Source organism: Arthrobacter endolithicus, from assembly GCF_026627425.1.
Taxonomy (GTDB): domain Bacteria; phylum Actinomycetota; class Actinomycetes; order Actinomycetales; family Micrococcaceae; genus Arthrobacter_M.
The window spans coordinates 46,124-72,010 of record NZ_JAPNLH010000011.1; the positions used below are offsets into that span (position 1 = coordinate 46,124).

Here is a 25,887-nt window from a genome sequence, read left to right on the forward strand (position 1 = left end):
ACACAGTGGATGACATTATTAGTGCTTGTTTCGACCCTCTACCAAATCCCCAATGCACTCCTCTGTCATTAGGTATCAAAAATCAACATGAGCCAAACGAACCATTTCTCTTGCAGCAGATAGGGTAAAAATGTGCCACATAAACAGCAGCAGCCCTAGCCTAGGTTGTGAGGCAAGATGAAGGTCGTATTGGCGCACGAGTGGCTTACCAATCTGGCCGGTTCCGAAAAGGTATTGCTTAGGTTAGCCGAAATTTTTCCTGAAGCCGAGATTGTCACGGCCGTTGCCTCACCCGAGTTTGTCGGAAAACATCTTCCCAAGCATAAAGTGACCTGTCTTCTCAGCCCTAAGTTGCCGGGAATACTGACTCATTGGTCGCGATACGCGCCCGTTATCTGGCTCGCTTGGCGAGTTAAGAAAATTGATGCTGACTTAATAATTGTTAGCAGCCACTTCGGTGCACATCAGATCTGCCACCGAACGCCGGGTAAGACGATCGTGTATTATCACACTCCGCTAAGGATGCTGTGGAAATTTGATATAGAGAAGCAACGGATTGCGCGTTGGGCAGCTGTCCTACTAGAGAGGTGCCTCCCCATACTTAAACGTCTAGATCGTGCGCCGGCAGCAAAGGCTACGATGCGAATAGCTAATTCGACCGAAACTCAACGACGAGTCGAGGTTTTTTATGCTTGTGATTCCTTGGTCATCCATCCGCCTGTCGATGTTCGATCACAATTTCCCTCCACCGGTTGGCCCGGCGGTGATGAATACTATCTGTGCTTGGGACGCCTCGTCGAGTATAAACGGGTGGATCAAGCAATTACAGCATGCAATAAGTTAGGCAAGCGACTGATAGTTGCTGGCAGCGGTCCATTGGAAAAGCATCTTCGGAGACTTGCCGGGCCGACCATAGAATTTTTTGGGCAGGTTGACGACGACGAGAAGGCTGAACTCTTACGTGGAGCGAAAGCACTGCTGTTCCCTGGGCTCGAAGACTTTGGCATCGTTCCCGTAGAGGCGATGGCTCAGGGAACGCCGGTTATAGGTTTGGGAGTAGGCGGGCTTACGGACACCGTTACACCTGAAACCGGCATTCTCTACCAGGAGCCGAATTCCGAGTCATTGGAGTTAGCCATTCTCGAATTCGAGAGAAGCCGATTTGATCCCGAGGTGCTTATGCAGAGTGCGTCCCGTTTTAGTGCTGAGGAATTTAGTAGGAAACTGCGGAGCTCTGTTGTCGCGGTAATGGGCGGCTAGTTTGTTTCTACCGCGAAGCTGGGCAGTTTAGACGTAGTTGTGGCAAACGTGACGTTCGTTAGAAATTCCGTAATCTCACTCCTACTAGTGCGCATACGTTTATGGCGGTCTAGTGTGCGTAAGTTTATTGCGGTGTTGATAGTAGAATTAGGGAGACAGAGAGTGGTAAAGTTATGCATATGAGATCTACTGCCTATTGCACGGTGGTTGCGCAAAATTATCTACCTCAGGCGCTTGCCTTATATACGAGTATTCAAGTACACGCTCCAGATATTCCCCTATACATACTTGTGGTTGACGGGAACCGTCGGGACCTCCAGGAGGGGCGTCCTAATTTGCACATTCTAGGAGTGGATGATCTAGACATAGAATCTAGAGAAGTGCTGAATCTGGCAATGATTTATGATGTCGTGGAATTCTCTACCTGCCTAAAACCCAAGCTTTTCTTAGAATTACTCAAAGATTTTTCCCGGGTGGTTTACCTGGACCCGGATACCTTTCTAATTGCTCCATTATTGGATCTAGATACTGCCGTAGACCAATTTGGGACGGTTTTGACACCGCATTTCCTTGAAGCGATTAGGCCTGGCTCTGAAATTGTTTCGGAAGTTCATAGTCTTACCGTTGGTGTCCATAACCTCGGGTTTGGCGCTTTTGGGGTGGCTTCTCGTCCCTTTCTCGAATGGTGGTGGTCTCATCTTCAACGTGAATGCCTAATATACCCGCTAATGTCTATATTCGTAGATCAAAAATGGACTGATGTTGGGGCCGTTCTATTTGATGCACATTCTCTTAAGCACTACGGCTACAATGTTGGACCCTGGAATCTTCATGAGCGCGGCTTTTCTGTCCATGACGGAGTCTATATAATGGATAATTCTGGCGAGCCTCTCCGACTAGTCCATTTCAGCGGGTTTAATCCACACGACCCAGACGCGATTAGTGAAAGACTCAGTATCTCGATGCGAGATGCTGGCGGAGTAACTGCAGCGTTCAGATCACTGTCAAGGGAATACGCAGAGAGAGTCCTGGATGCGCAACGCGCTGTTGCGCCAGTCCCGGCTTACGGCTTTGCGACTGACACGGGTGGCGGATACATATCGAAGAGATTGCGAAAGATCTATAGAAAGGATCTGCTGAGCTCGGGGTCGCAGGACGCATTGCCGAGTCCATTTGTCGTGGGCGAGAAGACGGCGTTTAGTAACTGGAAACGGAGAGCGGCGCCGCGAGGACTTCGTATTACAATGAGTGATTTGGCAATTGCGCTTAAATATGCTCTTCCAGATGAATTTGGAGCCCTCAAGAGATATTTGCCGCGTGTTTCTTCACGTCTCAGAAGGCAACTCCTAAGTGCCGCGGAAATTAGAAGATGACGTACGATCTTATTTTTGACGCCCGTCATGTCCGAGCCAGCGGCATAGGCATCTATAGCCGATGTCAAATTGACCTACTCCGCGAGAAGGTCAGGAGGCGCGGGTGGGTTGTTGGTCTTCTAGGGTATGAAGAACAACTCACCTGGGCTGCGGATGATTTCGATATTCTGCGCGTGCCTCCAGCGCCGATGTATGGATTGCGCGAACAACTAACTCTGGGGCGTGCAGTTGGGGCTCTGAAACCAAAAGCCTTTTGGACGCCACATTATCCGTTTCCTTTACTATCGAACGTTAAAACATTTGTTACTATCCATGATGTGCTTCACGCTTTGGACCGTCAGCAAGGGATGAGGGGATTTGGGAAGAAGGTCTATGCCAGATGGATGTTGCGGCAGTCACTAAATCGCAGCGCAAAGGTTTTCGTTCCTTCTCGTTCGACGGAACGCGAAGTCGAGCGTTTGTTCGGGAATCAGCAGAACGTTGTGGTCGCTCCATGTGGTATTGATTCTTCTTGGTTTGAAGTAGATGGTCCTATTGATCTTGGCCCTGTGCGTCTTCCTGAAAACTTTCTACTCTACGTCGGTAATGTCAAAGAGCATAAGAACTTACGAGGACTTCTGGAGGCCTTTGAAGTTGTCCGGAACGAATTTGACTTCGACTTGGTTCTCGCGGGAGGAGCGGCGGATGTCCGGCATGAGGACGCGCAAGTGTTTGAACGTATCCAGAACCTTGGTCCGAGAGTTCATCTAATCGGCAACTTGTCGTTTCCAGACCTCAGAGGCGTCGTACGACGGGCTACGGCGCTTATAATTCCTTCCTTCTATGAAGGCGTTGGATTGCCGCCATTGGAGGCGATGGCGAGTGGAACTCCAGTCCTCGCGTCCGACATCCCGTCGCTTCGCGAAACTTGCGAGGATGCGGCCTCGTATTTTGATCCTAGTAGCGTTGACAGCATGGTTCAAAGTATTGTTTCGCTTTTCGAGAGACCCGATTTTGCTGCCGATCTCTCTTTGAGAGGTCTTGTTAGGGTTAGGGAAAGGCAATCGTCAATTGATCATCGATGTGCAATTGACGCTATAGGTCAGTCCTTAGGCTTGAGGTAGAGGGGCAGGTTCAAGGAATTTTCATTTTTTTCGCGGCTAATTTTAGTTTCTAGAGGAGTGTCGCGATTTAGTACGACAATTGTCTTCTGGAGCCTGTTCCCGCTTCTTTAGACATGTGTTAACTTTTTGCTAATTCATTTCCTGCTGGCGTGACCTTTTTATGTGATCGCTGGTGGCCAAATATTGGAAGCCGACGAGCGGTCGCATCCACCATTGATTTGTTCGCCGGCCCTATAGTTGCGGCTTGCTTATTAGACGTTAGGAACCAAATTGTTGAGTCCCGCGGTTGTGGCCATTGTCCCCATTCACAATCCCAACGCCGATATTCTCCTGCGGCTGCGTCTTCTACGCAGCCAGGTCGGTAGCGTCGTGATTGTCGATGACGGTTCTATACCTGCGTTCGAATCAAGGGGATTGGAGGAGGAGGAAGGCTTTGTAATTTTGCACCAAAACAACCGCGGGATTGCGAGTGCAATCAATGCCGGCATCCTGACGGCCTTCGAGCGGTGGCCGCACACGGATTTCGTCCTAACCGTGGATCAGGACTCCCAACTCGTCAGTTGCTACCTCGAGAATGCGCTCGCTACATTTGAGCGGGCCCGAGCCGATGGAATCGAAGTGGGTGCTGTCTGTGCCGAGCAATTTAATGATTGGAAGGTCACGCCTCTGAACTTAGTGCGCGGACATCGACAGACGTTACAGGTGGCTCAATCGGGCATGTTGTTTCCTCGAGCGACTCTAGACCGATTCGGCTTGTTCGATACGGAGCTTTTCATCGATTGCGTGGACACCGTATACGCACTGAAGATGTTGCAAGCCGGGTCTATGGTCATAATGGGCAAGGGATGTATTATGGCGCACGAAGTAGGAGTTACTCTCCCACTACGTTTCCTCGCGCGAGACATCGTGTTCCGTGGAAGGGTACGTCGGTTCTCCTATCATTCGGCACTGCGTAGATACTACATATCCCGCAATCGCGCGGTTGTCCTTCGTAGGTACTTTTGGGTTTCCCCGATCTGGGAACTGAAAGACACGGTAGCCGAAGCGCGTACGGCCATGCTATCGATCATATTCGGACCTCGAAAACAGGATCAAATTATCGCAATTGTGGTTGGGGTGATGGATGCGATTCGAGGGCGTATGGGTAAGGCCTCTCAGTCCCGAGAGCGGAGTCTAGGTGCAGCAAAATGAAGTGTAATTTCACTTGTCGGATACGTCTGTGCATCGGCCGTTGAGGAATAACCGGAGTGGCGTGACTAGACACTTGGGATCGATGCTGGGGTACGGTCTTTCAATCCTTGTATCTGCTGCCGTGACGTTATTGACTATTCCGATCGTGATCGCACACTCAGGAGCAGCAGACTGGGGAAGCCTCGCGGTCAGCCAGGCAATCGGGTCAGGGGCAGGTGTCCTGATCGGTTTCGGCTGGGGCACAACTGGACCGACCGAAGTGGCGCGGGCTGATCCAGACGTGCGTCGGCGTTTCTATGTGCATTCTCTCCGTGCACGGCTCGTGCTTGTCCTCCCCGTTGCATTAGCGGCGGTCATTGTCACTGTCTTGGCAGCGGGTCACATACCCTTAGAAGCAGGCATCAATGCCGCTGGATATAGTCTGACAGGGCTGCTCGCCGGGTGGTATTTCACCGGTACTGCAAAACCCTATTCGTTCCTTTTATTTGATACGGCACCACGAGTAGTCGGTGCAGCACTTGGTGCTGCCGCACTGTTTTTCGGGGCACCGCTTATCGTTTTTCCTGCGTTACAACTGATTGGAGTAATCTTTGGGATCCTCGCGTCCACTCTCAAGATTTGCGGCAGTCAGTCGCGCGTACTTAGCGAATTCCGTTTGCGATCGACACTAGAAGTACTCTCGAGCCAATCACACGGTGTGTTGCTTGCCGTCGTATCGGCATCCTACACGGCTGTGCCCACCTCCATCGTTGCGTTCGCAGCACCGGCCGCCTTGCCTGCCTACGCCCTTGTCGATAAGCTTCTCCGGTTTGGCACGACCGCTTACGCACCTATCGTGCAGTTCTTACAGGGGTGGGTGCCCGCCGGGAAGCCATTTGAGGTCCGCCATAAAATTCGCCTGGCATTCCTGGGCGGATCCATTCTGGCAGGCTGCGGCGGCGGCGCGTTTATCGTGCTAGCGCCCGAGTTGTCCAAGACGCTCAGCCACGGACAAGTGGCCCCGCAAGCACTCCTGATTGTAGGATTCGCCTTGGCTCTAACATTCATGGTGGCCTCGCAGATAACTGGTTTGGTTTGCCTGATCGCCCTCAATCGGACAAAGCAGCTCGCCATGTACACGTCAGTCGGCGTCGTTGTCGGATTGCCATTCGTATATGTGGGAGCCGTCGTCTTAGGTGCAGCGGGGGCAGCTTGGGCTCTCGCATTTGCAGAGTTAGTTGCCCTCGTTCCTCAGATTATCCTTTTACGAATCAGCCTCAGACGAGTGAACAGTGGGAGAGAAGAGACGGCGACGGCTAACTTCACTCCCAACAAGGGGTAGCTATGGGGGTTTGATCCAGAATGCTGTTGCAGAGTTCTCGGACAGTGGGCCCGGCGGTGTCAAGCCGTCTTAGCAACATTGTCATTGAGTCGTTTGGTGAAAACTTCTCTTGGCGTAAGGAATCCTAGGACGGTGCTGAACAAGGGGCAATTCCGAGTGGCTGGTTTAGCTTTCGTGCCCTTTTCGATGCCTTGGGCGTCCCACTGCGGGCCTTGATTCTGGGCGTGGGAATTCTGGGTCGTGAATTTTGGGGGCCTGGCCGGGCCGTCCCGGTTCCCGGCGGCGGAGATTTGGGGGGGACCGTGGTCGGGCCCCTTTTTTGGGTCTTAGGCGATGGCCCAGGCCCTGCCGTGGCCGGTGAGACCGAGTTTCAGCAGTCGCAGGAGGTTCAGGGCTGCCGTGCGGACCTGCAGCCAGGCGTTGTTTTTTCCACGCCCCGGTATCTCAGGCGCCGGTTGCCCCCGGCGACCAGCCAGCCGATGGACCTTTCCATCAAGGGCCGGTAGGCCCGGTAGTCATGCCGGAACCCTGGTTCCTGGGCGGCGGCCCGATGGGCGCGCTGGCGGGCGTGATGCTTCGTGATGAGAACTTTCCGCCCGCCCTTGGCCTTGGTGCACTGCTCCCGTAACGGGCACCCCGTGCAGGCGGCGCCGAAGTTCACATTGCCCCGGGCGCTGATCGTGCGGACCTCACCGGCCGGGCAGCTGAGCGTGTTCTTGTCCTCGTCCTGGGTGAAGTCCTCCAAGGCGTAGCCGCCGAGCTGTTATCCGTCGTGTTGTTTGACGATGGGGCCGTCGCTTTTGGTGACGATGGTTTGGGCATGGGAACGCCCCGCCGGTGCTGTCTGGCGGGGCGTTGATCGTCATGGTGAAGTGGTGGTCGTCATCGGTGATGGGGGCGCTGGTCGGGTTTATTCACTGTTTTCGGTGATCGCGGATTGGGCGGCGCTGACGTCCGCGATGGATTTGTTGCCGGCGTAGGTTGCGATCAGGGGAGCGACGGCGAGGTTGTTCACTGCTCTGGCGTAGCCGCGGCATGCTTGATGGATCGCGGTGAACCTTTGAATAGTTGCCGTAGGGGTAGTGGGTGACTTTGCCCGTGATGAAGTCGGGCAGCTCGTCAAGCTCGGTCATGCACCAATTTTGGATAGTTTCCACCACGCAAAAAGCGCCCCCGCCATCCGTGAGGACAGCGGGGCGCTTCGGCAATTGGGAAGGTCCCTGCGACTACTTGGGGGATGTGCGCAGGCACCTTCAGACCCGGATCCGCGAGTAGTCGTTCTTTGAGACGGAACGGCCGGTAGCGGCCGGGATCTCGGTGACTTTCTGGCTCGCGGCATGGCTGGGACCTGGCTGTCGCGCCGGGTGGGCGGAGACTCCTACGGCGTCTCGGGCAGTCTTTCTCATGGGACGGGACAGCTGCAGGCGTGGCGTCAGCCGGGGCCTGGCAGTTGCTGCAGGATGGGCAGCACGGTGGCCAGCGGGTTCGGCCCTGGGGGCATGCGCAGGAAGATCGTCCCGGCGCGGCGGCTGATGCGGGCCGGGAGGGGGTGTCTACTTAACTGTGTATTAAGGTTTCTGTTTGAGATGAGGAATTGCTATGACGATTACCGAAGGACACGCCCAGCAGGGGGCTTCGTTTGGGTGGGCTTGGGTCGGAGCCTGAGTCTGCTCGGTCGGTGGTCAACGAGATGGTTGACGCTGGTTTGTTTGATGATTTGATGTCCCGGATTGACCATGGAACGCTGCAGCTCACGGGTGAGGGCGGGTTCTTGCCGGAGATGATCAAGGCCGTGCTTGAGCGTGGTTTGCAGGCCGAAATGGCCGGTCATTTGGGCTATGAGAAGGGCGAACGCTCGCCCGCGTCGCGGGGCAATGCCCGCAGTGGGTCTACGCCTAAGACGGTGGCTTCGGAGATCGGTGACATCGCGTTGGTGACGCCGCGGGACCGGGACGGATCCTTCCAGCCGGCGCTGGTGCCCAAGGGCGCCCGGCGGATCGGCGGGCTGGATGAGATGATCATTTCCCTCTACGCCGGCGGGATGACGATCCGGGACATCCAGCACCATTTGGCTAGGACGCTGGGCACGGACCTTTCTCACGAGACGATCGCCAACATCACCGACGCCGTCCTGGACGAGGTCCAGGAGTGGCAGAACCGGCCGTTGGAGGAGATCTACCCGATCATCTACCTTGATGCCCTGGTGGTGAAGGTCCTTGACGGCCACCACGTGATGAATCGTTCCGCCTACATCGCCGTCGGCGTTGACCTGGACGGTATCAAGCACGTCCTGGGGATCTGGGTCCAGGCGGCCGAGGGCGCGAAGTTCTGGGCTGGTGTCTGCGCAGAGCTCGCCAACCGGGGCGTGAAGGACGTGCTGATCGTATGCTGCGACGGGCTCACCGGCTTCCCCGAGGCCATCGAGGCGACGTGGCCTCGAACCACGGTGCAAACCTGTGTGGTGCACCTGATCCGGGCCGCCATGCGGTTCATCTCCTACACCGACCGCAAGAAGGTCGCAGCGGCGATGCGCCCCATCTACACCGCCCCCACGGCTGACGCTGCCCAAATGGAGTTGGCGGCCTTCGCCGACTCGGTCCTGGGCCACAAGTACCCGGCAGCGGTGAATGTGTGGGAACGGGCCCGGAAACGCTTCATCCCATTCCTGGCCTTCCCCGAAGCAGTACGACGCATCATTTACACGACCAACGCGATCGAGTCGCTGAATTACCAGCTGCGTAAAATCATCAAAAACCGCGGGCATTTCCCCAACGACACCGCGGTCGTGAAACTGCTCTGGCTGGCCATCCGCGACATCGAAGACAAACGTGCCCGGCAACGTGGCAAGAAACGAAAAACAGACACCGAAACCACCGGGCAGCACCTCGTTGAGGGGGCCTCCACCCTCGGATGGAAAGCCGCCCTGGGCGCACTGGCCCTAGCCTACCCAGACCGGCTCGCCAGCCACCTAAACTAAACAAAAAAACGAACTACTTACACAGAAACATTGACAAGCCCGGCCGGGATGTTGATCAGTTCGCGGCGGAACCGGGCCACCGTCCGGCGGCCACGGCCACGGCCACGGCCACTGCCGTAGTCGAGGCCGGTGATTTCCTGGATCCAGGCCGAGATCGCGCAGCCGAGCAGCCCCGCCCACATCCACACGCTGTTCACGGCGTGGTCGGCGGAGGGCAGGTGACGCAGCGCTGTGCCGTGCTTGGCGTTCCTGTTCAGCTCCTCGATGTCGGTGCGGTGCCGGTACCACCACTCAACCCCGGCCAGTTTCTCCTCGTCACTGACGTCGAGGTTGGTCAGGATGAAGGAGTACCCGTATACCTCATCGATCCTGCCCTCCAACGCCAGGGCCAGTTGGTCCTTGGGGATGGTGCGGCGCTTACGGGCCCGGCCGGTCGTGATCCGGTCAACCGGAATGCGGGTTCGCCGGGCGATGCAGGCGATGTTGGCGTCTTTAGGCCAGGAGCCGGGCAGGTAGTCGATGACCGCGACTTCCGTATCTTCCATGCCCACGGCCGGGGTCCACTGGTAGCGGCCAGCCCCGCGGCGGCGGCCATGATCTTGCCGTTGCGTTTGGCTCCGATCGCGAACTCGATCCCGCGTTGGAGGCAGGCGGCGGCAAGGTCCCCGGCGAAGAAACCGGCGTCCCAGCAGCACCTGACCTTCTCCACACCCTGGGGCAGCGCAGCGACCGACCGGTCCAACAGGTCAACGCAGTTCGAGCGGGGATCCTCCGCCCCGCCCATCAGTTCGGCGGGCGCCGTTACCCCGGCTTCGGCCCAGAACCCGATGTGTGCCCGCAAGGTCAGCTGCCCGGTATAGGAATACTCTGCCTTGTCCTTGGTCTTGCCGTAGACCTCAACATCGGTGGCGTCCCCGTCGATGGTCGCCACTTTCAGCAACGAGGTCCGACGCACCAGCGGCACCAGTGAAACCATGGTGGTGTTGATCTGCCCGATCGCCGTCTCGATGCCGTGCAGGTGTTCGGCAGTGAAGCGTTTCGCGATCCCGTACGCGGTCGTTGACGCGGGTGTCGGTACCGGCTCGAGTTCCTGCCCGGCGGTGTCGGCCCGGCGCCGGTCCAGACCCACCAGAAAGTCCTGGCCGGCCAGTTGCGCCGAGGCCATCGCCGTGACCAGCTGGCCACCGGACAGGCCGCGGTCGCGTTCCTTGACTGCCCCGATCCCGGCATCCAGGGCCGCGGTCAGGCCCAGGACCCGGTCCGCTTCACGGACGGCTTCGGCTCCGGCGACCGGTGTCAGCCGATGATCGGCGGCCCCGACGCGTACCCGCCGGGCCCGCTCCCGCTTCTTCGTGTCGTTCTTGGTCAGGCGTTTTCTGCCCGGTAGAGTTCGCACTGAACAGGTGTCCTTTTCTGCCTGGAAAATGTTTGCGTGATAACTTCCATTTTCCCAGCTCAGAGGCCACTTGTTCGCTTTAACACGCCGTTCCGGACGAACCACTACTCACGGATCCGGGTCAGAACGCCATGCTACGTGCCAAATGGGTAGTCCTTCTCATGGGTCACATGTCGCCGGCCTCCCGCCACGGTGCAGGGTGGAAGCGGCGTGAGTCGGCGGGGTGATGGTATCTCGCTCCTTATCTACCGGTAGAATCAGGGCCATGGGGGAATTCCTGAAAGAAAATCGCTTCGTAATCTTCGGTGCCATGCTTGTGTGCCTTTCTTCTGCCGTCTGCGTCACTAACCCGGTACTTGGCATATCCCTCGCGGCGCTCCCATTTCTAGTTGCCGTGACGTTCCATCACCCGCATAAAACAGCCTGCGTGTTGGGTTTTTTGACTGCGGCCTTCCCTAAGGCCGGTGTCAAGATTGGGGACTTCCCCTTCCCAGTGTTCCTCTTCGGGCTATTTGTGGCCGTCCTCCTCATCCGAGTCCACCAACCGCGCTCGAGGCATACCACCACAACAGTACTTGCGCTCCTGGCATTCTTGACATGGGTATTCGTCAGGGCGCTGCAGTTCCTTCCCAGCGGGACATCCAGTGTGGCGGCTTTCGTGGCGTGGGCGGGGGTGCCGTTGGTTATGTTCGCCGTGTCAACGACGGTTGCTGGTGATGCGGTGAAATTCCGCAGGGCGATTGAGTGGGGATTCTTGGTTGCCGTGGCTTACGCCGTTGTCCAATTCTTTGGGGGGCTGGAATCCACCGCCATTCCCGGCCTGACTCACGCCTTCGGCGATACCATCACGAACAAGCACAACGTCATTTACTCTGACAATGGTGACGACTTCTCCAAAATCCCATCAACGTACCAGAATGGCAACATCTTTGGCATAGTAGCGGCGGTGTTCTTTACTCTCGCCATGATGCGCATCATGGCGAAAAAGGCGTCGCACCTAGATGTTTTGGTTTTATGTGGTGCCGCCATCGCTATCACCTTATCTGGCTCCCGCACCGCTATAGTCGCGGCTGGCATCGCAGGGGTGATCCTACTCCTACGCGGAGGTCACCTTGGCAGAAAAGTTGCGGTACTGATGGCCGTTGGCGCAGCAGTTGTTGTGGTCATCGGCCTCCAGCCTGGGCTCTTCGCGCGTTACTCCGTGAATGACATCGCCTCCACGGGAGGTGCTGGACGGTCCACGATGTGGGATTTGGCCGAATCTCAGATGAGCGAGCTGGAGTTTGCTTTCGGAACTTCCACGTACCGGCTGACTGAGGGCTGGCTGGGAATTGTTATGCAAATAGGGATTCTCGGAATAGCCCTACTATGCGTCGCTGTGGTCCTAGTTGCAAGGAAGCGGCCAGCGATGAAACTCCCCCTACTGGTGCTCGTCGCCGGCGCCATCATCGACTCCACTTATCAGGTATTCCCGACCTGGTTCCTCGTTGCCGCGCTTGCCGCTGCCGAGCCATATGGTGGCAGCAAGCGTGAAGAAGCCGGCGTCCACATGCCTACGAGAACTCTTACTCCGAGCCGCAGAGCTTTAGTGCCTGATCCGTAAGGAGCGCCGACGTTACTGCAGTAGACATGTCGCCGTAGCCTATGACGTTGGGATGGGTGTTGTCCACAGTCAAGAACTCTAGGGCGTGCCCCGAGTAGCCCCACCGTTCCCTTAGGACGACGTAGGGCTTTCCCTTTGGCCTTGTAGGCTGGGTTGTAGCCGTCGAGGGTGGAGGACAGCAGGGCGGCTCGGCAATGCAGGAAGGTCCGTCCCCGCAACTATTCGAAAGTGGACCGATCGGCCAGACTTCCGAAGCAATACGGAAACCTGTCGAGTAGGCTGACTGTGGGCTTACGTCGAGCAGTACTTGGACCGTTCTGGGGTATGCGCCATCCATTCCAGCTGCGCCCGGGGGTTTCATCGAAGCTAAAGGGGTGTTGTTTTGCCAGTGTCGGCGGGATCGTAGAGCGTTACCGAGAACGCCTTAGCAACGTTTCCCGGGTGCGTCCGGCGCCTCGGCCATCTGCATGTCGAATGGGTGAGCGCCATAGTGCGGCCCTCTCAGGGGAAAGTGGTCAGTACTTGTTTTCGGGTGCCAGCCACGGCGCGTACCGCCGCAGCCAGACATTCACACCAGGGATGGCGAGGATGCGCGTGACGAGGGCAATGAGCACAGTCACGGCCCCCAGCGCCCCGTTGAGGGCCAGGAACACCCATCCCGGTACATACCCCTCATAGGGCTTCAGTGTCTCGATGATGATGGGCAGCACGCCATTCAGCAGTGGGACCAGGGCGACGACTGCAGCGGCGACGGCCAAGCGCCAGGATGGCAATGGCTGCTCTCATCGGAGCTGGATAACCTGGTCGGGATAGATCAGGTTCGGGTCGATGCCGGGATTCGCGGCTAGGAACGTTCCATCGGCACGCCGAACTGCTCGGAAATGCCGCTGAGCGTATCGCCCGATTCAACAATGCATGACGGCGGGCCCGCCGGGGCCGGCGCCGCTTGCTGGACGAGCAGTTCGTCGGGAATGTCGATGGACTGGCCCGGCACGATCCGATAAGGATCAATGCCCTGATTCACCGTCATAACCTGATCGACGGTCAGCCCGTAATGGCCGGCGATGTAGGTCAGAGTGTCGCCGGGGTCAACGATCCAGTATTAGCCGAGCGGTGTTTCCCGCGGTGCTGGACGTGGAGCAGGCGTCGCGGACTGAGGTACAACGGGCGTCGGGTCTACGCCCTTGAAGCGCTCCACGATGCCCCATGAGTCCTCAGTGTCATAGACGGCCGCCGGCACGCCGCAGTCGTCGCCCCAGTACAGGTCAACGATGCTGACGTCGATGTGGTCGCTGTGCGCGCTCGTGCCCGCTCAAGGCTGCCGCTGCCAGCCGGTAAGGTTCCCGGCGATCATTGGGCGCTGGCCCTCGGCTTCAGTGCCCATGTCATGGATGAGGTATTGGAACTTGCTACTAGCCTCGGTGCGCAGGTACTCGGCTAGGGCGCGGCCATCCGGCTCATTGATCGAACCATCAATGTAGGTGCCAATGTCGTAGCCCATGACGACGCCGGCCTGATTCGGGTTATGCCCGGTGAAGTTTGCGGACGGATAGCCGGTGATGAATCCCTTATCGGCCTGCCCGTTCGGCCATACCTTTATCTCACGCTGCAGCTCGAGCAGCGACTTCGCGGGCCGCTGGTAGGCGACGTTCATGTTGCCCATTACTGGTTCCTTCTTTCGGGCATAAGAAAAGCACCGATGATGGCAGGGCTTAGCCTGTATCCACCGATCGGGTTCGGGATTTGGCTGATGCCTAATTTTTGTTGAGTTTTTGATTTTGGGTAGGCGGTATCGGCTGGCCTCGCTGCCGTTCGTATTCCACTCTTTGGGTGCTGTGTTGCGCCGGAGTCGGCTGGATGGAGGGGGTCCTATGCTGCTCGCGGCGGGGCGTGGGTGGCGGTGAAGAGTTGCTGCCACGCGGTTTGCCAGGGCCATGAATCGGGCAGGTGGAGCTGGATTCTTCGAGCGCTGGAAGCGATGCGTGCCGGGACATTGATGAGTTTGGCCCGGATGGTCCCGGTCCGTGCCTTTTCGAACGAACCCTTGGCGAGGATCCCGGCGGTGCGGGTGAGGTTGTAGGCCATGACCGCTGAGACCAACCAGGCAGAGTTCGCCGCGAAGTTCCCGGAGGGTAGATGGGCTAGGGCGCTGTCCTTCATGTCGGCATTGACCCGCTCGATAATGGCATGTTTCCGGTGGGTTTTGTCCGCTGCGACCGTATTCAATGTGTCGGCTGTGGCCGTGGTGAAGAACGCGTGGAAGCGGTGCGTATCGAACAACGTGGGCTGGCCTTCGGCGGCTTTCGGGTTCAGCTCGGGGATACGCCGCACGACCAGGCGCCCGGTGATCCGTTCGGCTTTTTTGCGGGAGCTGAACGCGGTGAATCCGGTCTCAGCGACTTCCGCTGCGGATACCCAAGTGTCGGCGTCTTCGTCGTAGACGCGTTGGTGTACTCGATGGGTTTCCACGCGCTTTCGGTGATGGTGGTGATGGCGCGTTTGACGGCAGGATCCAGGCGTACGGTCACGGAGACCTCGGCCCCGCCAGCCAAGGCGGCGGCCACGGCGGCGTGGCCGTAGTAGGCCGAATCGAAGCGGCACAGCACCTTCCCGGCGGCGCCGGTGCCTTTGAGGGTGGCCAGGGCGTCGGTGACGAACCTCTTGGCGCCGCGGGCTGAGTTACCGGCGCCATCCTTACCCTGCCATCCAGCCGGTCCGGGAATAGTGGAGCCAGCGCCATTGATGCCCGGAGCGCCCTGGTCACCCTTCGGTCCCGCTAGCGGCTCGGTGGGATTCTGCTGGACTTGGGTAGCTTTCGCGCACAAGTGGCGGTCATCCACCAGTAAACTGCCGTTGGATGAACAGACCCGCTTGATGTCCTGCGCGAGCGTCTGCGAGTTCGCCTGAGCCGTGTTCTTGTCCTGAATGAACGTGAACTGCAGCCAAGCCCCGGCGAGCACGCCCAGCAGGACCAGGCAGACCATGAGGAACATCAGCCAGCGCGGCGGCAGTGCCTCGCGGGTACGTGGCTCGTCACTAAGATGCGTCATTCCGAACCGCCTTTGGGCTTGTTCCGTAGCCGATCGTTCTCTGTCTCGGCCTTGCGTAGATCCTCGCGGAGCTCCCGGACCTCATCGCGCAAGGTCTTGTTGTCCTCGCGGAGTGAGGCCCGCGTCTCGGCCTCGAACTTGCGGCAGAGCCGGTAGAAGCCGAGGGCGCTGCCGCCGGAGAGTACGGGGAATGCACGCCTTGCGGGTCCACATTGGTGTCCTCCAGGTTGGATAGTTTTTCAATTTGCCTGCAAAGCGCCAGCGGTGTCTGCGTAACCCTGCGCTGCAGTCCTTGGCGTAGACTTACGTTGTTTTGCTGGCATTGCACATTGGGGGATCTATGAGTGGGCATGGACGTGTTACGGGTAGGGAAGATCGCTCGTATTCCCTGGATGGGCTACGCGGTGTGGCGTCCCTTGTTGTTGTGCTTCATCATTCGCTTTTGGTGTTGCCTCAGTTCGCGAACGCGCACTTCGGCGGCGTGGTTCCGGCGTCGCTGGGCTGGTTTGTTTACTCGCCGATTCACGCTGTTTGGGCCGGTTCTGAAGCTGTGTATGTGTTCTTCATCCTTAGCGGGCTCGTACTTGCGCTCCCTGTAATCCGGGGTAGTGGGTTTGAGTGGCGCGCTTACTACCCGAGCCGCCTGCTTCGCCTTTATTTGCCGGTTTACGCGGCTCTTGGGCTGGCGGTTCTTGCGGCGGTCTTGTTGCCGCGGGAGATGACGCCTGCGGATAGCGCTTGGATGCGTATCCATGATGAGCCGCTGGGCGCGGGCCGTGTGCTGCTTGATTCGCTGCTTGTTGGCGGGACGTCTAATCTACTCACTCCGCTGTGGTCGCTCCAGTGGGAGGTTATTTTCTCACTGTTGTTGCCGGTCTACTTATGGGTCGCTGTCCGGTTTTCACGGTACTGGATGCTTCTTGGTGCCGGATCTTTGGCGCTCTCGTTTACTGGAGTCGCCTTGCATGTTGATGCTTTCCGCTTCTTGCCGATGTTTATGCTAGGTGCGTTGATAGCGGTGAAACTTCCCGACTTGCGCAACGGGTCGGCCAGAATTTCTACTCAGTTGTGGTGGGCGTTCCTTACCGGCGCTATTGTCTTACTCACGGCCCGTTGGACTTTGGGTGAAGTGCCCGCCGGTCTAATGTTTCTGCCGGCAATCCTAGGGGCCATTGGGATTGTGGTGACCGCCGCGAGCTGGCCGGATGCCGCAAGAATCCTTGAACGTCCTGCCGTCCTAATTCTTGGCCGCATATCATTCAGTCTCTACCTGATACACGAACCGGTTGTTCTGGCCGTCGCGCAACTATTGCCGCATGAGATGCTGGCCTGGACGCCGGTTCTGGCCGTGCCTGTATCCGTTGCGGTCGCGCATCTATTCTTCCGACTCATCGAAGCGCCATCTCACAAGCTTTCCCAGATGGTCAGGAACCGTCTGCGCCAGCAGCGGAGGAATTCGCAGCTGGCGCTATAGGCTGACCCATTTACGTTGCTGCTACAGAAGCGGCAGTGTTCGGGTCAATCGGGGAGCGGTTTTCCTCAGTGAGGCCGTAGTACCCGGACCCATAGGTTCCCCGCTATCGGATCACGGCTGCGGAGTTGTTCTTGATCCAGTTGTGCGAGGTATTGTAGCCGCCGATGTCGTCCAGAATGGACTGCACAAACCCGGTGATGCGGTTGTTCTGGACACGGTGAAAGTACGACGGCGGTAGGTGCCAAAGCGACCGGCGTTAGCAGGCGGAGGAGCCGGGGGGACTGACGATTCTGCCGAAGGGCTCCAGAATACATGGTCCAAGGCTACCGTTCGGTAGGACCTCGACCCCAATTGCGGAACGCCAGAGTCTTGAAACCCCGCCCGGTAGCCGCTACCCCAAAGGAGCCGTCGGCGCTCCAATGCGCGCTATCTTCCCGCGGAGTATTTCCGCGCATCATTGCATGACAGAATGGTTCGGTGACCCAGGGAAGCAGGAGTGTGAGCCGCGCCAACTCGGACAGCCGACTTCGGACGCGGGCAGTCGGCGCGGTCGTTGTGCTAGTTACGGCACTATTCGCCTCTGGGTGCGGCGTCGGAGGCGACGTGGTCCAGACGCAAGTCCCGCCTTCTGCAGCTTCGCCGTCACTCGCTCCTGCGGCGACCGTCCCAGCCATTGCGGTACCCCTCCCTGGTGCTGCAGGCACCAACGCACCTTCCACAAGTCCAGATACCGACGCTGCTTCTGCGATGCAACTGTCAGTAGAGAAGGCTTTAACAAAGCTGTCCGAGGTCTCTCCGCAGCCGGAAAGCGGGCAAGTGCAGGCCGCTCTTACTGGGGTAGGAATCTTGCCGGCGATGACAGAGGTCTCGGCGAGTCGAACGCCGACTGGTCTCAAAGCGGACGGGGTTGAAGCTGGCGTGCTCAGCGGTACGCAATGTGTCATGGCGAAAATTCGTGACGGCCAAGTCTCCGTCGCCGTCCTGCCGGTACTTCCCAGCGGCAAGTGCTTCGTCGGCAGCGCCCGCTAGTCCTTAACGAGCTGTCCCTTCAGCCGTCGCTATTTAGTCAGGAGAGCCCATGCCTCAGATGCTTCTATCCCGGAGCGCTGTTACTGGCAGCAGGCGCAAGGCCTCGCCACCGCGAACCCGTACTTCGGCTGTGCAGGTTATCGGCGAACTGATCCTGACCTTCGGTCTAATTGCCCTGCTTTTTGTTGGTTGGGAGTTGTGGTGGACCAATTTGACGGCGGGAGCGTCGCAGAGCGCGGCGGTTGAACAATTTGCCCGCCAGGCCCCGGTACCAACGCCGGTCAATCCCTCGGTCCCGCCGCTGAAGGTGGGCGCCCCGGATTACGGCACTCCTCCGGCCTTGCAGGAGCCAGCACACGGTAAGACTTTTGGCATCATTTACATTCCGCGATTCGGCGACAACTACAGCCGGCCCTTGGCAGAGGGCACCAGCACTGACGTCTTGGACACCCTTGGATTAGGACATTATGGGAATACTGCCATGCCGGGGGAAGCTGGTAATTTTGCCGTCGCCGGGCATCGACAGACGCACGGCGCGGTCCTGGACAACATCCATACACTGGCACCTGGAGACAAGATCTACATTCAAACCAAGGATGCGTTTTACACGTACGCTTTCCGCAATGAAGAAATAGTTCTGCCGTCCCGGACGGACGTGTTGCTGCCGGTACCAACCCAGCCGGGGGTCCAGCCGAAAGAGAGCTTGTTGACCATGACTAGTTGCAATCCGAGATTCGGCGCGCAGGAGCGGATAATTGCCTACTCCGTGCTGGAATCATGGCAGCCAATATCTGCGGGAGCACCGGCAGCGATTGCCGGGCAAGTGGCTGCTCTGGCGGGGAGGGGCTGAGGGTGTACGCGTGGTTGTTCCGTCAGCTGCCCGGACCGCTCTGGTTGCGGGTCTTTAGCTCATTCCTGCTGCTGGCCGGGGTCTTGGCACTACTACTCCAGGTCGTCTTCCCGTGGTTGTCCGGGGTCACTCATTTGACGGACTCGACAATCGGCAGCGAGACAGGAACTGGACAGTAAGCGGCTTGCCGTGGGTTTTGCGATCACCGCGCCATCAGTGAGGCTGGTTAAACAGAGGTGCCCGGGGCCATTTGGCCCCGGGCACCTCTGTTCGACTAGAGGGCTATGCAGCCACTTCGGTGCGGCTGCGGCGGCGGGAAACTACCACGGTGGCAGCACCCGCGGCGAGTGCACCGACACCAACGACCGACCAGATCAGCACGCCGCTGTCCATACCGGTGTAGGCCAAATCGGTGCCGTTGGCCGCGCCATTCACAGCGGAGGCCTTAGCCGCATCGGCTGAGGTGCCGACTGCAGTGACAACCTTTACGACCTGGCTGACAGTGACGCCCGACGTCCGACCCTTGGCAGTCAACGTGTAAGTGCCGGTCTGGTCCAGCGTGACATTGACGGCAAAGCTGCCATCCGCTGCTGCCGTGGCGGTCAGCGAAACGGGGGCGGCCTTGATGATCATCGGAACGGCCATCGACATGCCCCCGACGGATCCAATGGCGCCACCGGCTACCGGGCTGGACATAGTGACCGTTACGTCAACGATTTCACCGGGCGTGAAGCCGGTGCCGCTGAAAACGAAGGCCTGTCCAGGTGTAACGGTGCTCGCGGAGACCGTGGCACTGGGTGCTGAAGGATAGGTCGGAGCAGCCTGAGCGGCCATTGGTCCGGCAGAGAGAGTCAGGATGCCAGCAAGAGCTACTGCGGCAAGAGTTTTTTTCAAAGCTATTTCCCCGGTTCTATAAGTGATGTCGTCGCTAGTCCCCCCAGTGAGACCGCGATCTATAAGGACAGTATCAGGTGATTATGGTACTTTCCAACAGCTGTCCCCTTCTGTTACCAGAGTTTCATCCGTGAGACATGTTGGGCAGTGTTGTTCGCGGAAATTTGCGTCACTGGCAATTGGCGGCCTTCTCATCGGGCAGCACCACGTCGCTAAGTTTTTCGATGGTCGGCGTGACCTCCAGCTGAGCGTGATCCGTCTGCACCACCTTGGAGAAGTCGACCTCAATGGTCTTGGACTCACCCGGGGCCAGCTGCACCCGGACCACCGCGACTGGCCGCTCGGCGTGGCTGAACGACCCCAGACCCGCCGCTTGGCCGTCGATTCTGGCGGCCTGGGTCCGGGCCAGAGCCGGCCCGTAGGTGACCACATCGGTAGCAACACTGCCCAGTTCAACTCCGTAGAAGCCGTCGCCCGTCACATACTTCGGCAGGGACGTGGCCGCATCCAGCGGCGCTGTATTGGTCATCTTGATCCGCGCTGTGTACTGCGCATACCCGTTCGCGGAGCAGCGCTGTACCAGCTGCACTGTGCGCTTGACGTAGTAATCCATCTTGGCGCCCGTGCCGTCGTTGAAGTAGACACCGAAGCCAGCCGCCGGAACGCTGGGGCCGGAAACTGCTCCGCTGATGGTCTGTCCGTCGATCAACTGCTGCTCATCGCTCGAAGCAGACCACAGCAGCACGCGTCCCTCGGTCACCGAGGTGGCGAGAACTTTCGCAAGGTCCTCGGCGGAACCGTTGCCTGCCGAGAAGGCGTCAAAGACCTGCTTGGCCACGATGGAAAAGTAAACGTCCTGCTGGGCAGGATCGGCTATTTTCGCGTACACATCGGACAACATTGTTTTGACGAGGTTCTCGCTGGTGATGCGGGAGGGCAGGCCGGAGACGCCAACCTTGGCAGGCAACTCCGCGGCCACGTCCACTGGACCCGTCACCGAGAGGACCTGTGACAGGGCGACTGGATCAACCGAGATCACACCGTCAATTTCCTGCCCCGGAAAACGCTGCTCCCACATGGCCTTCGCCGCCTTGGCGGACGTCGGGAAATCCGGCGTTAGATTAACATCCTGGATGAACGAGCCGAGCCGGTTCGTGTAGATGCTCTCCTGGGCCGGATCCACGGCGATGGGAGGCTCGAATGCACCCAGTGTGGAGGCCGAACCCTGCCCTGCCAGTTCGATCTTGCCGTGATCAGCCCGAATAATGGCCAGCGCGCCGGGGATCCCGCCGGTGGCCCTGATCTCCGCGCTGTTCTGAATGAGTAATAGGTAATTCCGCGGGCCGTCTGCCCCCATCATGGGCGGAATCAACGTGGCGGCGCTCGAAGCAACATTTAGAGCCTTGCGGACCTCGTCAAGCTGCGTCTTGGCACCGGCCAAGGGCCCGGATAGCTGGGGGAGCAGGGCCGTGCCATCGATGCTGGCCAAACGGTCGTAGGAGAGCTGGACAGTGTTGGCGGCAGAAACGACGCTGGGAGCGGCTTTCTTCAGCGGCTCCAGGCTGACGGCGCCGTTCACAGGTGTCAGGGACTTCCGGTCCAGGGAGGCGAAGGCGTCCACCATGGGAGCGCCGGCCAGCCGAATGACGTCATCCGCCGTAACAGCCACCTCGGAAGCGGCGGAAAAGTTTGCCCCTAGCCAGGGGAGCCCGCTAGCGGCCTTCCAGAGCGGGTCGGTACCGGCCGCCCGGGCCGCGGCAGTATGGGTTTCGAGCTCCCCGATGGTTGCTGCTGCGGCCGTTTGATCCTGGTTCATGAGTTCCGTCTTCAACTGCGGCAGCAGCTGGGCCGTGGCTTGAAGATTGTCCTTGAGCTGACCCGCCCGGAAACCCAGCCACGCGCCAGCGCCACCGACCACCACGACAAGGACGACGACGACGATGCCTACTCGCAGCTGCTTCTTGCGGCGGCGCCGCCGCTGGCCAGCAGCCGGCCGCGTCCCATGTCTGCTGGGACCAGTTTCCTCCGGGGACGATTCTGATTGGCCGTCCAGCACCGGTGAATCCGCCACGTTACAGCCTTCCCACGCCACAGTAAGTCCAGCCGGCGGCGTGCACGGCGCCGAGGTGTTCGCATTCGATAACTGAGACGGGCATGCGTGAGACCTTTCAGGGCTTACTTCGAGAGTTTATGGGCCTTGGGCCGCGAAAATCGGCTGGGCTGTAGCTCGAGGGTTCACACAGCGCCGGTGCCGGCGAATACGGCCTTGAAGGTCTTGAAGAGAATGACCAGATCAGACATCAGAGACCAATTCTCCACATAGTACAGGTCAAGCCGGATGCTTTCTTCCCAAGTGAGGTTGGACCGTCCGCTGACTTGCCAGAGGCCACTCATACCTGGTTGAACATAGAGCCGGCGGCGGGCGTCATCATCGTAGAGGGCCACCTCGCCATCGCGTTGGGGCCGCGGACCCACAAGACTCATACTTCCTGTGAGCACATTTATCAACTGTGGAAGCTCATCCAGCGAGTATTTGCGCAGAACGCGGCCAAGGGGCGTTATCCGTGGATCGTTTTCGACCTTGAACAAGGGCTTGGCTGCTGAACCTTGTGCCAGAAGGAGACCGCTGAGCTGAAGGTCAGCGTCCATAACCATAGACCGGAATTTGACCATATGGAAAGTGGTGGCTCGAAGGCCTACGCGCTCCTGTGTATAAAAAATTGGTCCGGGACTCGACATTTTGGTCAGCACAGCCACTACGGCAAATGCTGGTGACGCGAGGAGTAAGAGGAATCCGGCTCCCGTTATGTCGAAGGCGCGCTTGGCAACCTTTTTTCCGCCGGTAAGTTTCGGCGTGGACACATGTATTAGTGGGAGCCCGGCTACCGGCTGCGTATGGATCCGGGGTCCGGCAATGTCGGTGAGTGCCGGAGCCAGAATCATGGATACGTTCAGCGCCGCGAGTTCCCAGCCCAACCGTCTCAAATCCAAGGGGCTTAGGTTTACGCCAGCAGAGATAGCGACTGCGTCGACGCCAGTTCTTCTGATGGCCGCGACTATGGACGTAACTGTAGCTTCGTGGCCAGCTAGAGGAATGTCGAGGCCACCAGGCAGTTGCACAGTTTCCGAGGGTCCGGGCAGATACGCGGCAACGGGAGAATACCCGGCAGAAGGCCTGCTATTCAGCGAACGGGCCAAATGTTCGGCCGCGTATGGACCCCCTATCACCAGGACCTTCGAGCTGCTGGCACCCCTGCCTCGCTCCAGGCTGAGATGCTGACGAATGAACCAGCGGCAGAGCAGGAGACCTCCAAGTCCAGCAGGCAGGGCAAGACCCACGAATCCCCGTGCAGTATCAACCTTGAAAGTGTAGGAAAAAACAGCAATAAGACCGAAGAGCCACAACGAAGCCGATGCAATTCGTTTGTATTCATCCGATCCCGAGCCAAGAATCGTTGGGTTTCGGCTACCCCAAGCACCCAGCATTACCCACCACACCACGGCCAGCGCTATGGCGAAGACCGCATAGTTCCAGGTGGTGTCCTTCGTGGCGAACCCGTCACCGATACCGAAGCGGATCAGGAATGCACCCATTACAGCCCAAACGGCTACACATGCATCAACGATTGTGAGGCGCCGAGTATATTTTCGTCGCCAGTCCAGCTTTTCCCCCACTACTTACCCTTCTATTCGTAGGCGGGCCCAGTTGCCCCACTTGTACAGATTTATAATTCAAATCTCCCGCCACCGCTGTACGCAATGATGCTGTCAATGGCCGGTAGCAACTGGTCGGCCATCCGCTGCCAAGCCGCTTCGTTCTTTCGGTACGGATCCACGACGTCGCTGTCACCGGTATTCTTCGAAACGAGCTTTGCCCTTACTGCGGTGGCATGTTCCGCGGCCCGGCGAAGCCGGTCCAAAGCGTTGCCCTCTGGCAGGCCGGCGGACGGCGGCGGCACGTGGCTTCCGCTGCCAGATTCAAAGTTCCGCAGAACGTCGGGCGCACTTTGACCGGAGAGGACTGCCCGTGCTGCCCGCCGTAGTTCTGGGGTCATGCCTTGGAAAGGCGTCGGCTGTCTCTGTGGAGAATGAAGCTCGGCAGTAATCCTGGAGAACTCACGAATCGTAAAGGTTCTACGCAACATGGCCGGGTCGATGTCCAGGACCAGCCCGCGATGGTGAACTGCCATGGTCAGTACCAGATCCACCCCCGCCAAAGTGGCCGGTGTCAGCTGGCGGGCAGCAAACTCATCCGCACGCCCACCCATTCGGCTTATTAGGGCAGCGGATTCAGGCTGCATTGGCTCTCCGACCAGAGCCCCCGTTCCGGCGCTGCGAACGGAGAAGGCTCCGGGTTGCAGCGCATCAAGTCCGGACTGTAACAGGCGTTCTGCTACCGGAGACCTGCAGATATTGCCGGTGCAAACGGTGAGGATGCGCAAGGGCTTGGACACAGCAGCATCAGTTCCCGCGGCGCAGGCTGGAAGCCAGATCTCGGTCGCTTGACTTTCGAGTCACCTGTTTTTTACTGCTTACGACGTGGTCCGGCCGGTAATCATAGTAGGAGTAGGTGCCGTGCTTTATTTCCTCGCGGTTTAGCGCCAGGCCCAAAAGTTTAGCGTCCACGGCATTAATGTTGCTGATGGCCTGACTCAACTGTTCCTTGTGGACATGCCCATCGGTACTGATGACCAGCAGAATGCCGCTGACAGCCGCGCCCAACACGGCAGGATCTGTCACGGGCAGCAGCGGTGGCGAATCAATGATGATGACGTCATACTGCTGTTCCATTTGCCGGATCAGGGCGTGCATGTTGGGTGATCCCAGCAGCTCGCTGGGGTTGGGTGGAGTGCGACCGGATGTGAGTACGTGCAGAGATTCTTCCGCACCCCAGGTCTGCAGCGCGTCTTCGGCTGTGACCCGACCGCTCAGTACAGTCGTGAGACCTACCGAACTTTCCAAGCCGAGCATATTTGCTATCCGCGGGCGCCGGAGGTCGGCATCCACCAATAGCACTTTGCTGCCGCTTTCGGCGAGCATGATGGCGAGGTTGACGGCGGTGGTGGATTTCCCCTCACCCGGAATCGTTGAAGTTACGACGATCGACTGTGACCCGCCTGAGATGTTGGTGAATTGCAGGTGCGTGCGCAGCTGGCGGAAGCTCTCGGCGCGGGGGCTATAGGGGTCCTGCTGAGTGACGAGCGGAGCCGCAGCAATGCCATCCTCGGCGGCAAAGCGCCCCAGCACCGCGGCGGTAGTTATCCGCTCGATGTCTTCGACCGTCCGAACCCGGGTGTCCAAGACCTGGCGGAGAACTGCGACACTCAAACCAAGAAGGAGGCCGACGACGAGACCGAGCGCCAGATTGAGCGGCACCTTGGGAGACGAGGGGGATATCGGCTCGGTTGCCGGCTCTATTGTGCTGAGCTTGACGACGGAGCCTTCCTCAACCTGCTGGACGGCCTGCGTGAGGCTGTCCGCCGTCGAGTTCGCTATGGCTGCAGCCAACTTGGGGGTCGTATTGGTGACTTTGATGTCTATCAGTACGGTTTGTGGGGGAGCGCTGGCCGTGACCTGGCTTTTTAGACCTTCTGCAGTTAGGTCCAAGTGCAATTTATCGATGACCGGCTGCAGTACGCGCGGACTGGTGGCCAAGTTGACGTAGGAGGTAACTCGCTTTTCCGAGAAACTGCTGCCCTGGATCAGATCCGTCGGCGAGTCCGTGGACTTCACCGAGACGAACAACTGCGTCTTGGCGTCGTACTTAGGCGTTTGAAAAGCTGTATAAGCGCCTGCGACGGCCAGTCCGAGTAGTGCCACGGCGAGGATCGAAATCCACCGTTTCCGGATCAACCGTATGTAATCGCTAAGCTCCACGTCAAAAAACTCTCAGTTAGTGTCTTCAGGCATGGCAAATTGAGACAGGATGTATCCATCAAATGCAGTGAGCCCCCGGTATGCAAAAGATATCACCCTGAGCCCATGGTCCTTGACCACGCAGCATCCAGGTCGCGTAGGCCGCGCAGCCATGATATTTACAGTTGAACCAGTTTGAGTGCCTATAGGCCGACGGGTCACAGTTCGGTATCCATCTCAGCTTCGTCCGCTGGGCTTTCAAAATTCCTCAACATTCTCCACTCTTTGCAGCAGGTAGCCAGGGGGCCCTGGGCCCCCTGGCTACCTGGGGGCCCTGGGCCCCTGGCCAGGGCCCACCGCAAAATCGGAATTCGCGGGGTCAAATCGAGGATCCGTCGTCATATCTGTTTCAAATGACAGGCCCATGAGCCCGTCTGGCGTGGAAGTCCCCAGCGCCTGGTCCGTCACCGTCACAGAAATGGACGTGATCGGGTTCGTCGCCGCCGCAGC

The 25,887-nt window shown here is 58.6% G+C and carries 22 protein-coding genes and 1 pseudogene; 10 read left to right on the forward strand and 13 right to left on the reverse strand.

Annotation, left to right across the window (positions count from 1 at the left end; all coding sequences use genetic code 11):
• Positions 1-177 precede the first annotated feature (177 nt).
• From OS914_RS11210 to OS914_RS11230, 5 genes are all read left to right on the forward strand, one after another.
• Positions 178-1,260 (forward strand): glycosyltransferase, encoded by a 1,083-nt coding sequence (locus tag OS914_RS11210; RefSeq protein WP_267546146.1) that lies wholly within the window; start codon positions 178-180, stop codon positions 1,258-1,260.
• Positions 1,261-1,610: 350 nt separating this feature from the next.
• A complete protein-coding gene (locus OS914_RS11215; protein WP_267546147.1) occupies positions 1,611-2,633 on the forward strand; it encodes a hypothetical protein in 1,023 nt (340 codons plus the stop codon).
• Positions 2,630-3,736 carry a glycosyltransferase family 4 protein gene (locus tag OS914_RS11220; RefSeq protein WP_267546148.1) on the forward strand — a complete coding sequence of 369 codons (1,107 nt, stop codon included), beginning with the start codon at positions 2,630-2,632 and terminating at the stop codon, positions 3,734-3,736. Before OS914_RS11215 ends, OS914_RS11220 begins: the two co-directional genes overlap by 4 nt.
• A gap of 288 nt (positions 3,737-4,024) precedes the next feature.
• Positions 4,025-4,927, forward strand: a complete 903-nt coding sequence (locus OS914_RS11225; RefSeq protein WP_267546149.1) for a glycosyltransferase — start codon at positions 4,025-4,027, stop codon at positions 4,925-4,927.
• 121 nt (positions 4,928-5,048) lie between these two features.
• Positions 5,049-6,248 carry a hypothetical protein gene (locus OS914_RS11230; protein ID WP_267546150.1) on the forward strand — a complete coding sequence of 400 codons (1,200 nt, stop codon included), beginning with the start codon at positions 5,049-5,051 and terminating at the stop codon, positions 6,246-6,248.
• A gap of 388 nt (positions 6,249-6,636) precedes the next feature.
• Here the strand turns inward: OS914_RS11230 and OS914_RS11235 are convergent, their stop codons facing one another.
• Positions 6,637-6,993, reverse strand: a complete 357-nt coding sequence (locus OS914_RS11235) for a transposase (RefSeq protein WP_267546151.1) — start codon at positions 6,991-6,993, stop codon at positions 6,637-6,639.
• A 169-nt stretch (positions 6,994-7,162) separates the two neighbouring features.
• The gene (locus OS914_RS11240) at positions 7,163-7,381 is read right to left on the reverse strand and encodes a hypothetical protein (protein WP_267546152.1); all 219 of its coding nucleotides are present in this window, start codon (positions 7,379-7,381) and stop codon (positions 7,163-7,165) included.
• Positions 7,382-7,938: 557 nt separating this feature from the next.
• On the opposite strand from OS914_RS11240, the gene OS914_RS11245 reads away from it, so the two are divergent.
• Positions 7,939-9,225, forward strand: coding sequence for an IS256 family transposase (locus OS914_RS11245; protein ID WP_267546230.1), 1,287 nt, complete (start codon positions 7,939-7,941; stop codon positions 9,223-9,225).
• Between the two features lie 17 nt (positions 9,226-9,242).
• Here the strand turns inward: OS914_RS11245 and OS914_RS11250 are convergent, their stop codons facing one another.
• On the reverse strand, positions 9,243-9,605 hold the full coding sequence (locus tag OS914_RS11250; RefSeq protein ID WP_267546153.1) for a hypothetical protein: 363 nt from the start codon (positions 9,603-9,605) through the stop codon (positions 9,243-9,245).
• The gene (locus OS914_RS11255; protein ID WP_267546154.1) at positions 9,560-10,621 is read right to left on the reverse strand and encodes a hypothetical protein; all 1,062 of its coding nucleotides are present in this window, start codon (positions 10,619-10,621) and stop codon (positions 9,560-9,562) included. Before OS914_RS11255 ends, OS914_RS11250 begins: the two co-directional genes overlap by 46 nt.
• 265 nt (positions 10,622-10,886) lie before the next feature.
• Between OS914_RS11255 and OS914_RS11260 the strand changes: the two genes are divergently transcribed.
• Positions 10,887-12,224 carry a hypothetical protein gene (locus OS914_RS11260; protein ID WP_267546155.1) on the forward strand — a complete coding sequence of 446 codons (1,338 nt, stop codon included), beginning with the start codon at positions 10,887-10,889 and terminating at the stop codon, positions 12,222-12,224.
• A gap of 515 nt (positions 12,225-12,739) precedes the next feature.
• Here OS914_RS11260 and OS914_RS11265 read toward each other — a convergent pair.
• The 4 genes and pseudogenes from OS914_RS11265 to OS914_RS11280 form a co-directional block, all read right to left on the reverse strand.
• On the reverse strand, positions 12,740-12,997 hold the full coding sequence (locus OS914_RS11265) for a hypothetical protein (protein WP_267546156.1): 258 nt from the start codon (positions 12,995-12,997) through the stop codon (positions 12,740-12,742).
• 71 nt (positions 12,998-13,068) lie between these two features.
• Positions 13,069-13,254: a LysM peptidoglycan-binding domain-containing protein gene (locus tag OS914_RS11270; protein WP_420713937.1), complete on the reverse strand. Its 186-nt coding sequence runs from the start codon at positions 13,252-13,254 to the stop codon at positions 13,069-13,071.
• A gap of 282 nt (positions 13,255-13,536) precedes the next feature.
• The gene (locus OS914_RS11275; RefSeq protein ID WP_267546157.1) at positions 13,537-13,887 is read right to left on the reverse strand and encodes a hypothetical protein; all 351 of its coding nucleotides are present in this window, start codon (positions 13,885-13,887) and stop codon (positions 13,537-13,539) included.
• Positions 13,888-14,093: 206 nt separating this feature from the next.
• A pseudogene (locus tag OS914_RS11280) lies at positions 14,094-14,989 on the reverse strand (IS1380 family transposase); the annotation flags it as partial.
• Positions 14,990-15,614: 625 nt separating this feature from the next.
• Between OS914_RS11280 and OS914_RS11285 the strand changes: the two are divergent.
• From OS914_RS11285 to OS914_RS11295, 3 genes are all read left to right on the forward strand, one after another.
• Positions 15,615-16,748, forward strand: a complete 1,134-nt coding sequence (locus OS914_RS11285) for an acyltransferase family protein (RefSeq protein WP_267546232.1) — start codon at positions 15,615-15,617, stop codon at positions 16,746-16,748.
• A 747-nt stretch (positions 16,749-17,495) separates the two neighbouring features.
• Positions 17,496-17,777, forward strand: coding sequence for a DUF6993 domain-containing protein (locus OS914_RS18230; RefSeq protein WP_420713938.1), 282 nt, complete (start codon positions 17,496-17,498; stop codon positions 17,775-17,777).
• A 49-nt stretch (positions 17,778-17,826) separates the two neighbouring features.
• Positions 17,827-18,627: a class E sortase gene (locus OS914_RS11295; RefSeq protein WP_267546159.1), complete on the forward strand. Its 801-nt coding sequence runs from the start codon at positions 17,827-17,829 to the stop codon at positions 18,625-18,627.
• 282 nt (positions 18,628-18,909) lie between these two features.
• Here the strand turns inward: OS914_RS11295 and OS914_RS11300 are convergent, their stop codons facing one another.
• The 5 genes from OS914_RS11300 to OS914_RS11320 all read right to left on the reverse strand — a co-directional run bounded on the left by OS914_RS11300 (position 18,910) and on the right by OS914_RS11320 (position 25,398).
• Positions 18,910-19,521 (reverse strand): peptidase, encoded by a 612-nt coding sequence (locus OS914_RS11300; RefSeq protein WP_267546160.1) that lies wholly within the window; start codon positions 19,519-19,521, stop codon positions 18,910-18,912.
• Positions 19,522-19,690: 169 nt separating this feature from the next.
• Positions 19,691-21,592, reverse strand: coding sequence for a DUF4012 domain-containing protein (locus OS914_RS11305; protein WP_267546161.1), 1,902 nt, complete (start codon positions 21,590-21,592; stop codon positions 19,691-19,693).
• Positions 21,593-21,756: 164 nt separating this feature from the next.
• Complete coding sequence (locus OS914_RS11310; protein WP_267546162.1) at positions 21,757-23,196, reverse strand: sugar transferase; 1,440 nt, start codon at positions 23,194-23,196, stop codon at positions 21,757-21,759.
• 50 nt (positions 23,197-23,246) lie between these two features.
• A complete protein-coding gene (locus OS914_RS11315) occupies positions 23,247-23,975 on the reverse strand; it encodes an arsenate reductase/protein-tyrosine-phosphatase family protein (protein ID WP_267546163.1) in 729 nt (242 codons plus the stop codon).
• A gap of 7 nt (positions 23,976-23,982) precedes the next feature.
• Complete coding sequence (locus OS914_RS11320; RefSeq protein WP_267546164.1) at positions 23,983-25,398, reverse strand: tyrosine-protein kinase domain-containing protein; 1,416 nt, start codon at positions 25,396-25,398, stop codon at positions 23,983-23,985.
• Positions 25,399-25,887: the final 489 nt, after the last annotated feature.

Bases quoted from the DNA above. Each gene is read 5' to 3' on its own strand.
- OS914_RS11210 (WP_267546146.1), top strand. From the start codon at position 178: ATGAAGGTCGTATTGGCGCACGAGTGGCTTACCAATCTGGCCGGTTCC.
- OS914_RS11220 (WP_267546148.1), top strand. From the start codon at position 2,630: ATGACGTACGATCTTATTTTTGACGCCCGTCATGTCCGAGCCAGCGGC.
- OS914_RS11240 (WP_267546152.1), bottom strand. From the start codon at position 7,381: ATGACCGAGCTTGACGAGCTGCCCGACTTCATCACGGGCAAAGTCACC.
- OS914_RS11245 (WP_267546230.1), top strand. From the start codon at position 7,939: ATGGTTGACGCTGGTTTGTTTGATGATTTGATGTCCCGGATTGACCAT.
- OS914_RS11260 (WP_267546155.1), top strand. From the start codon at position 10,887: ATGGGGGAATTCCTGAAAGAAAATCGCTTCGTAATCTTCGGTGCCATG.
- OS914_RS11270 (WP_420713937.1), bottom strand. From the start codon at position 13,254: ATGACGGTGAATCAGGGCATTGATCCTTATCGGATCGTGCCGGGCCAG.
- OS914_RS11275 (WP_267546157.1), bottom strand. From the start codon at position 13,887: ATGGGCAACATGAACGTCGCCTACCAGCGGCCCGCGAAGTCGCTGCTC.
- OS914_RS11285 (WP_267546232.1), top strand. From the start codon at position 15,615: ATGAGTGGGCATGGACGTGTTACGGGTAGGGAAGATCGCTCGTATTCC.
- OS914_RS18230 (WP_420713938.1), top strand. From the start codon at position 17,496: ATGCAACTGTCAGTAGAGAAGGCTTTAACAAAGCTGTCCGAGGTCTCT.
- OS914_RS11295 (WP_267546159.1), top strand. From the start codon at position 17,827: ATGCCTCAGATGCTTCTATCCCGGAGCGCTGTTACTGGCAGCAGGCGC.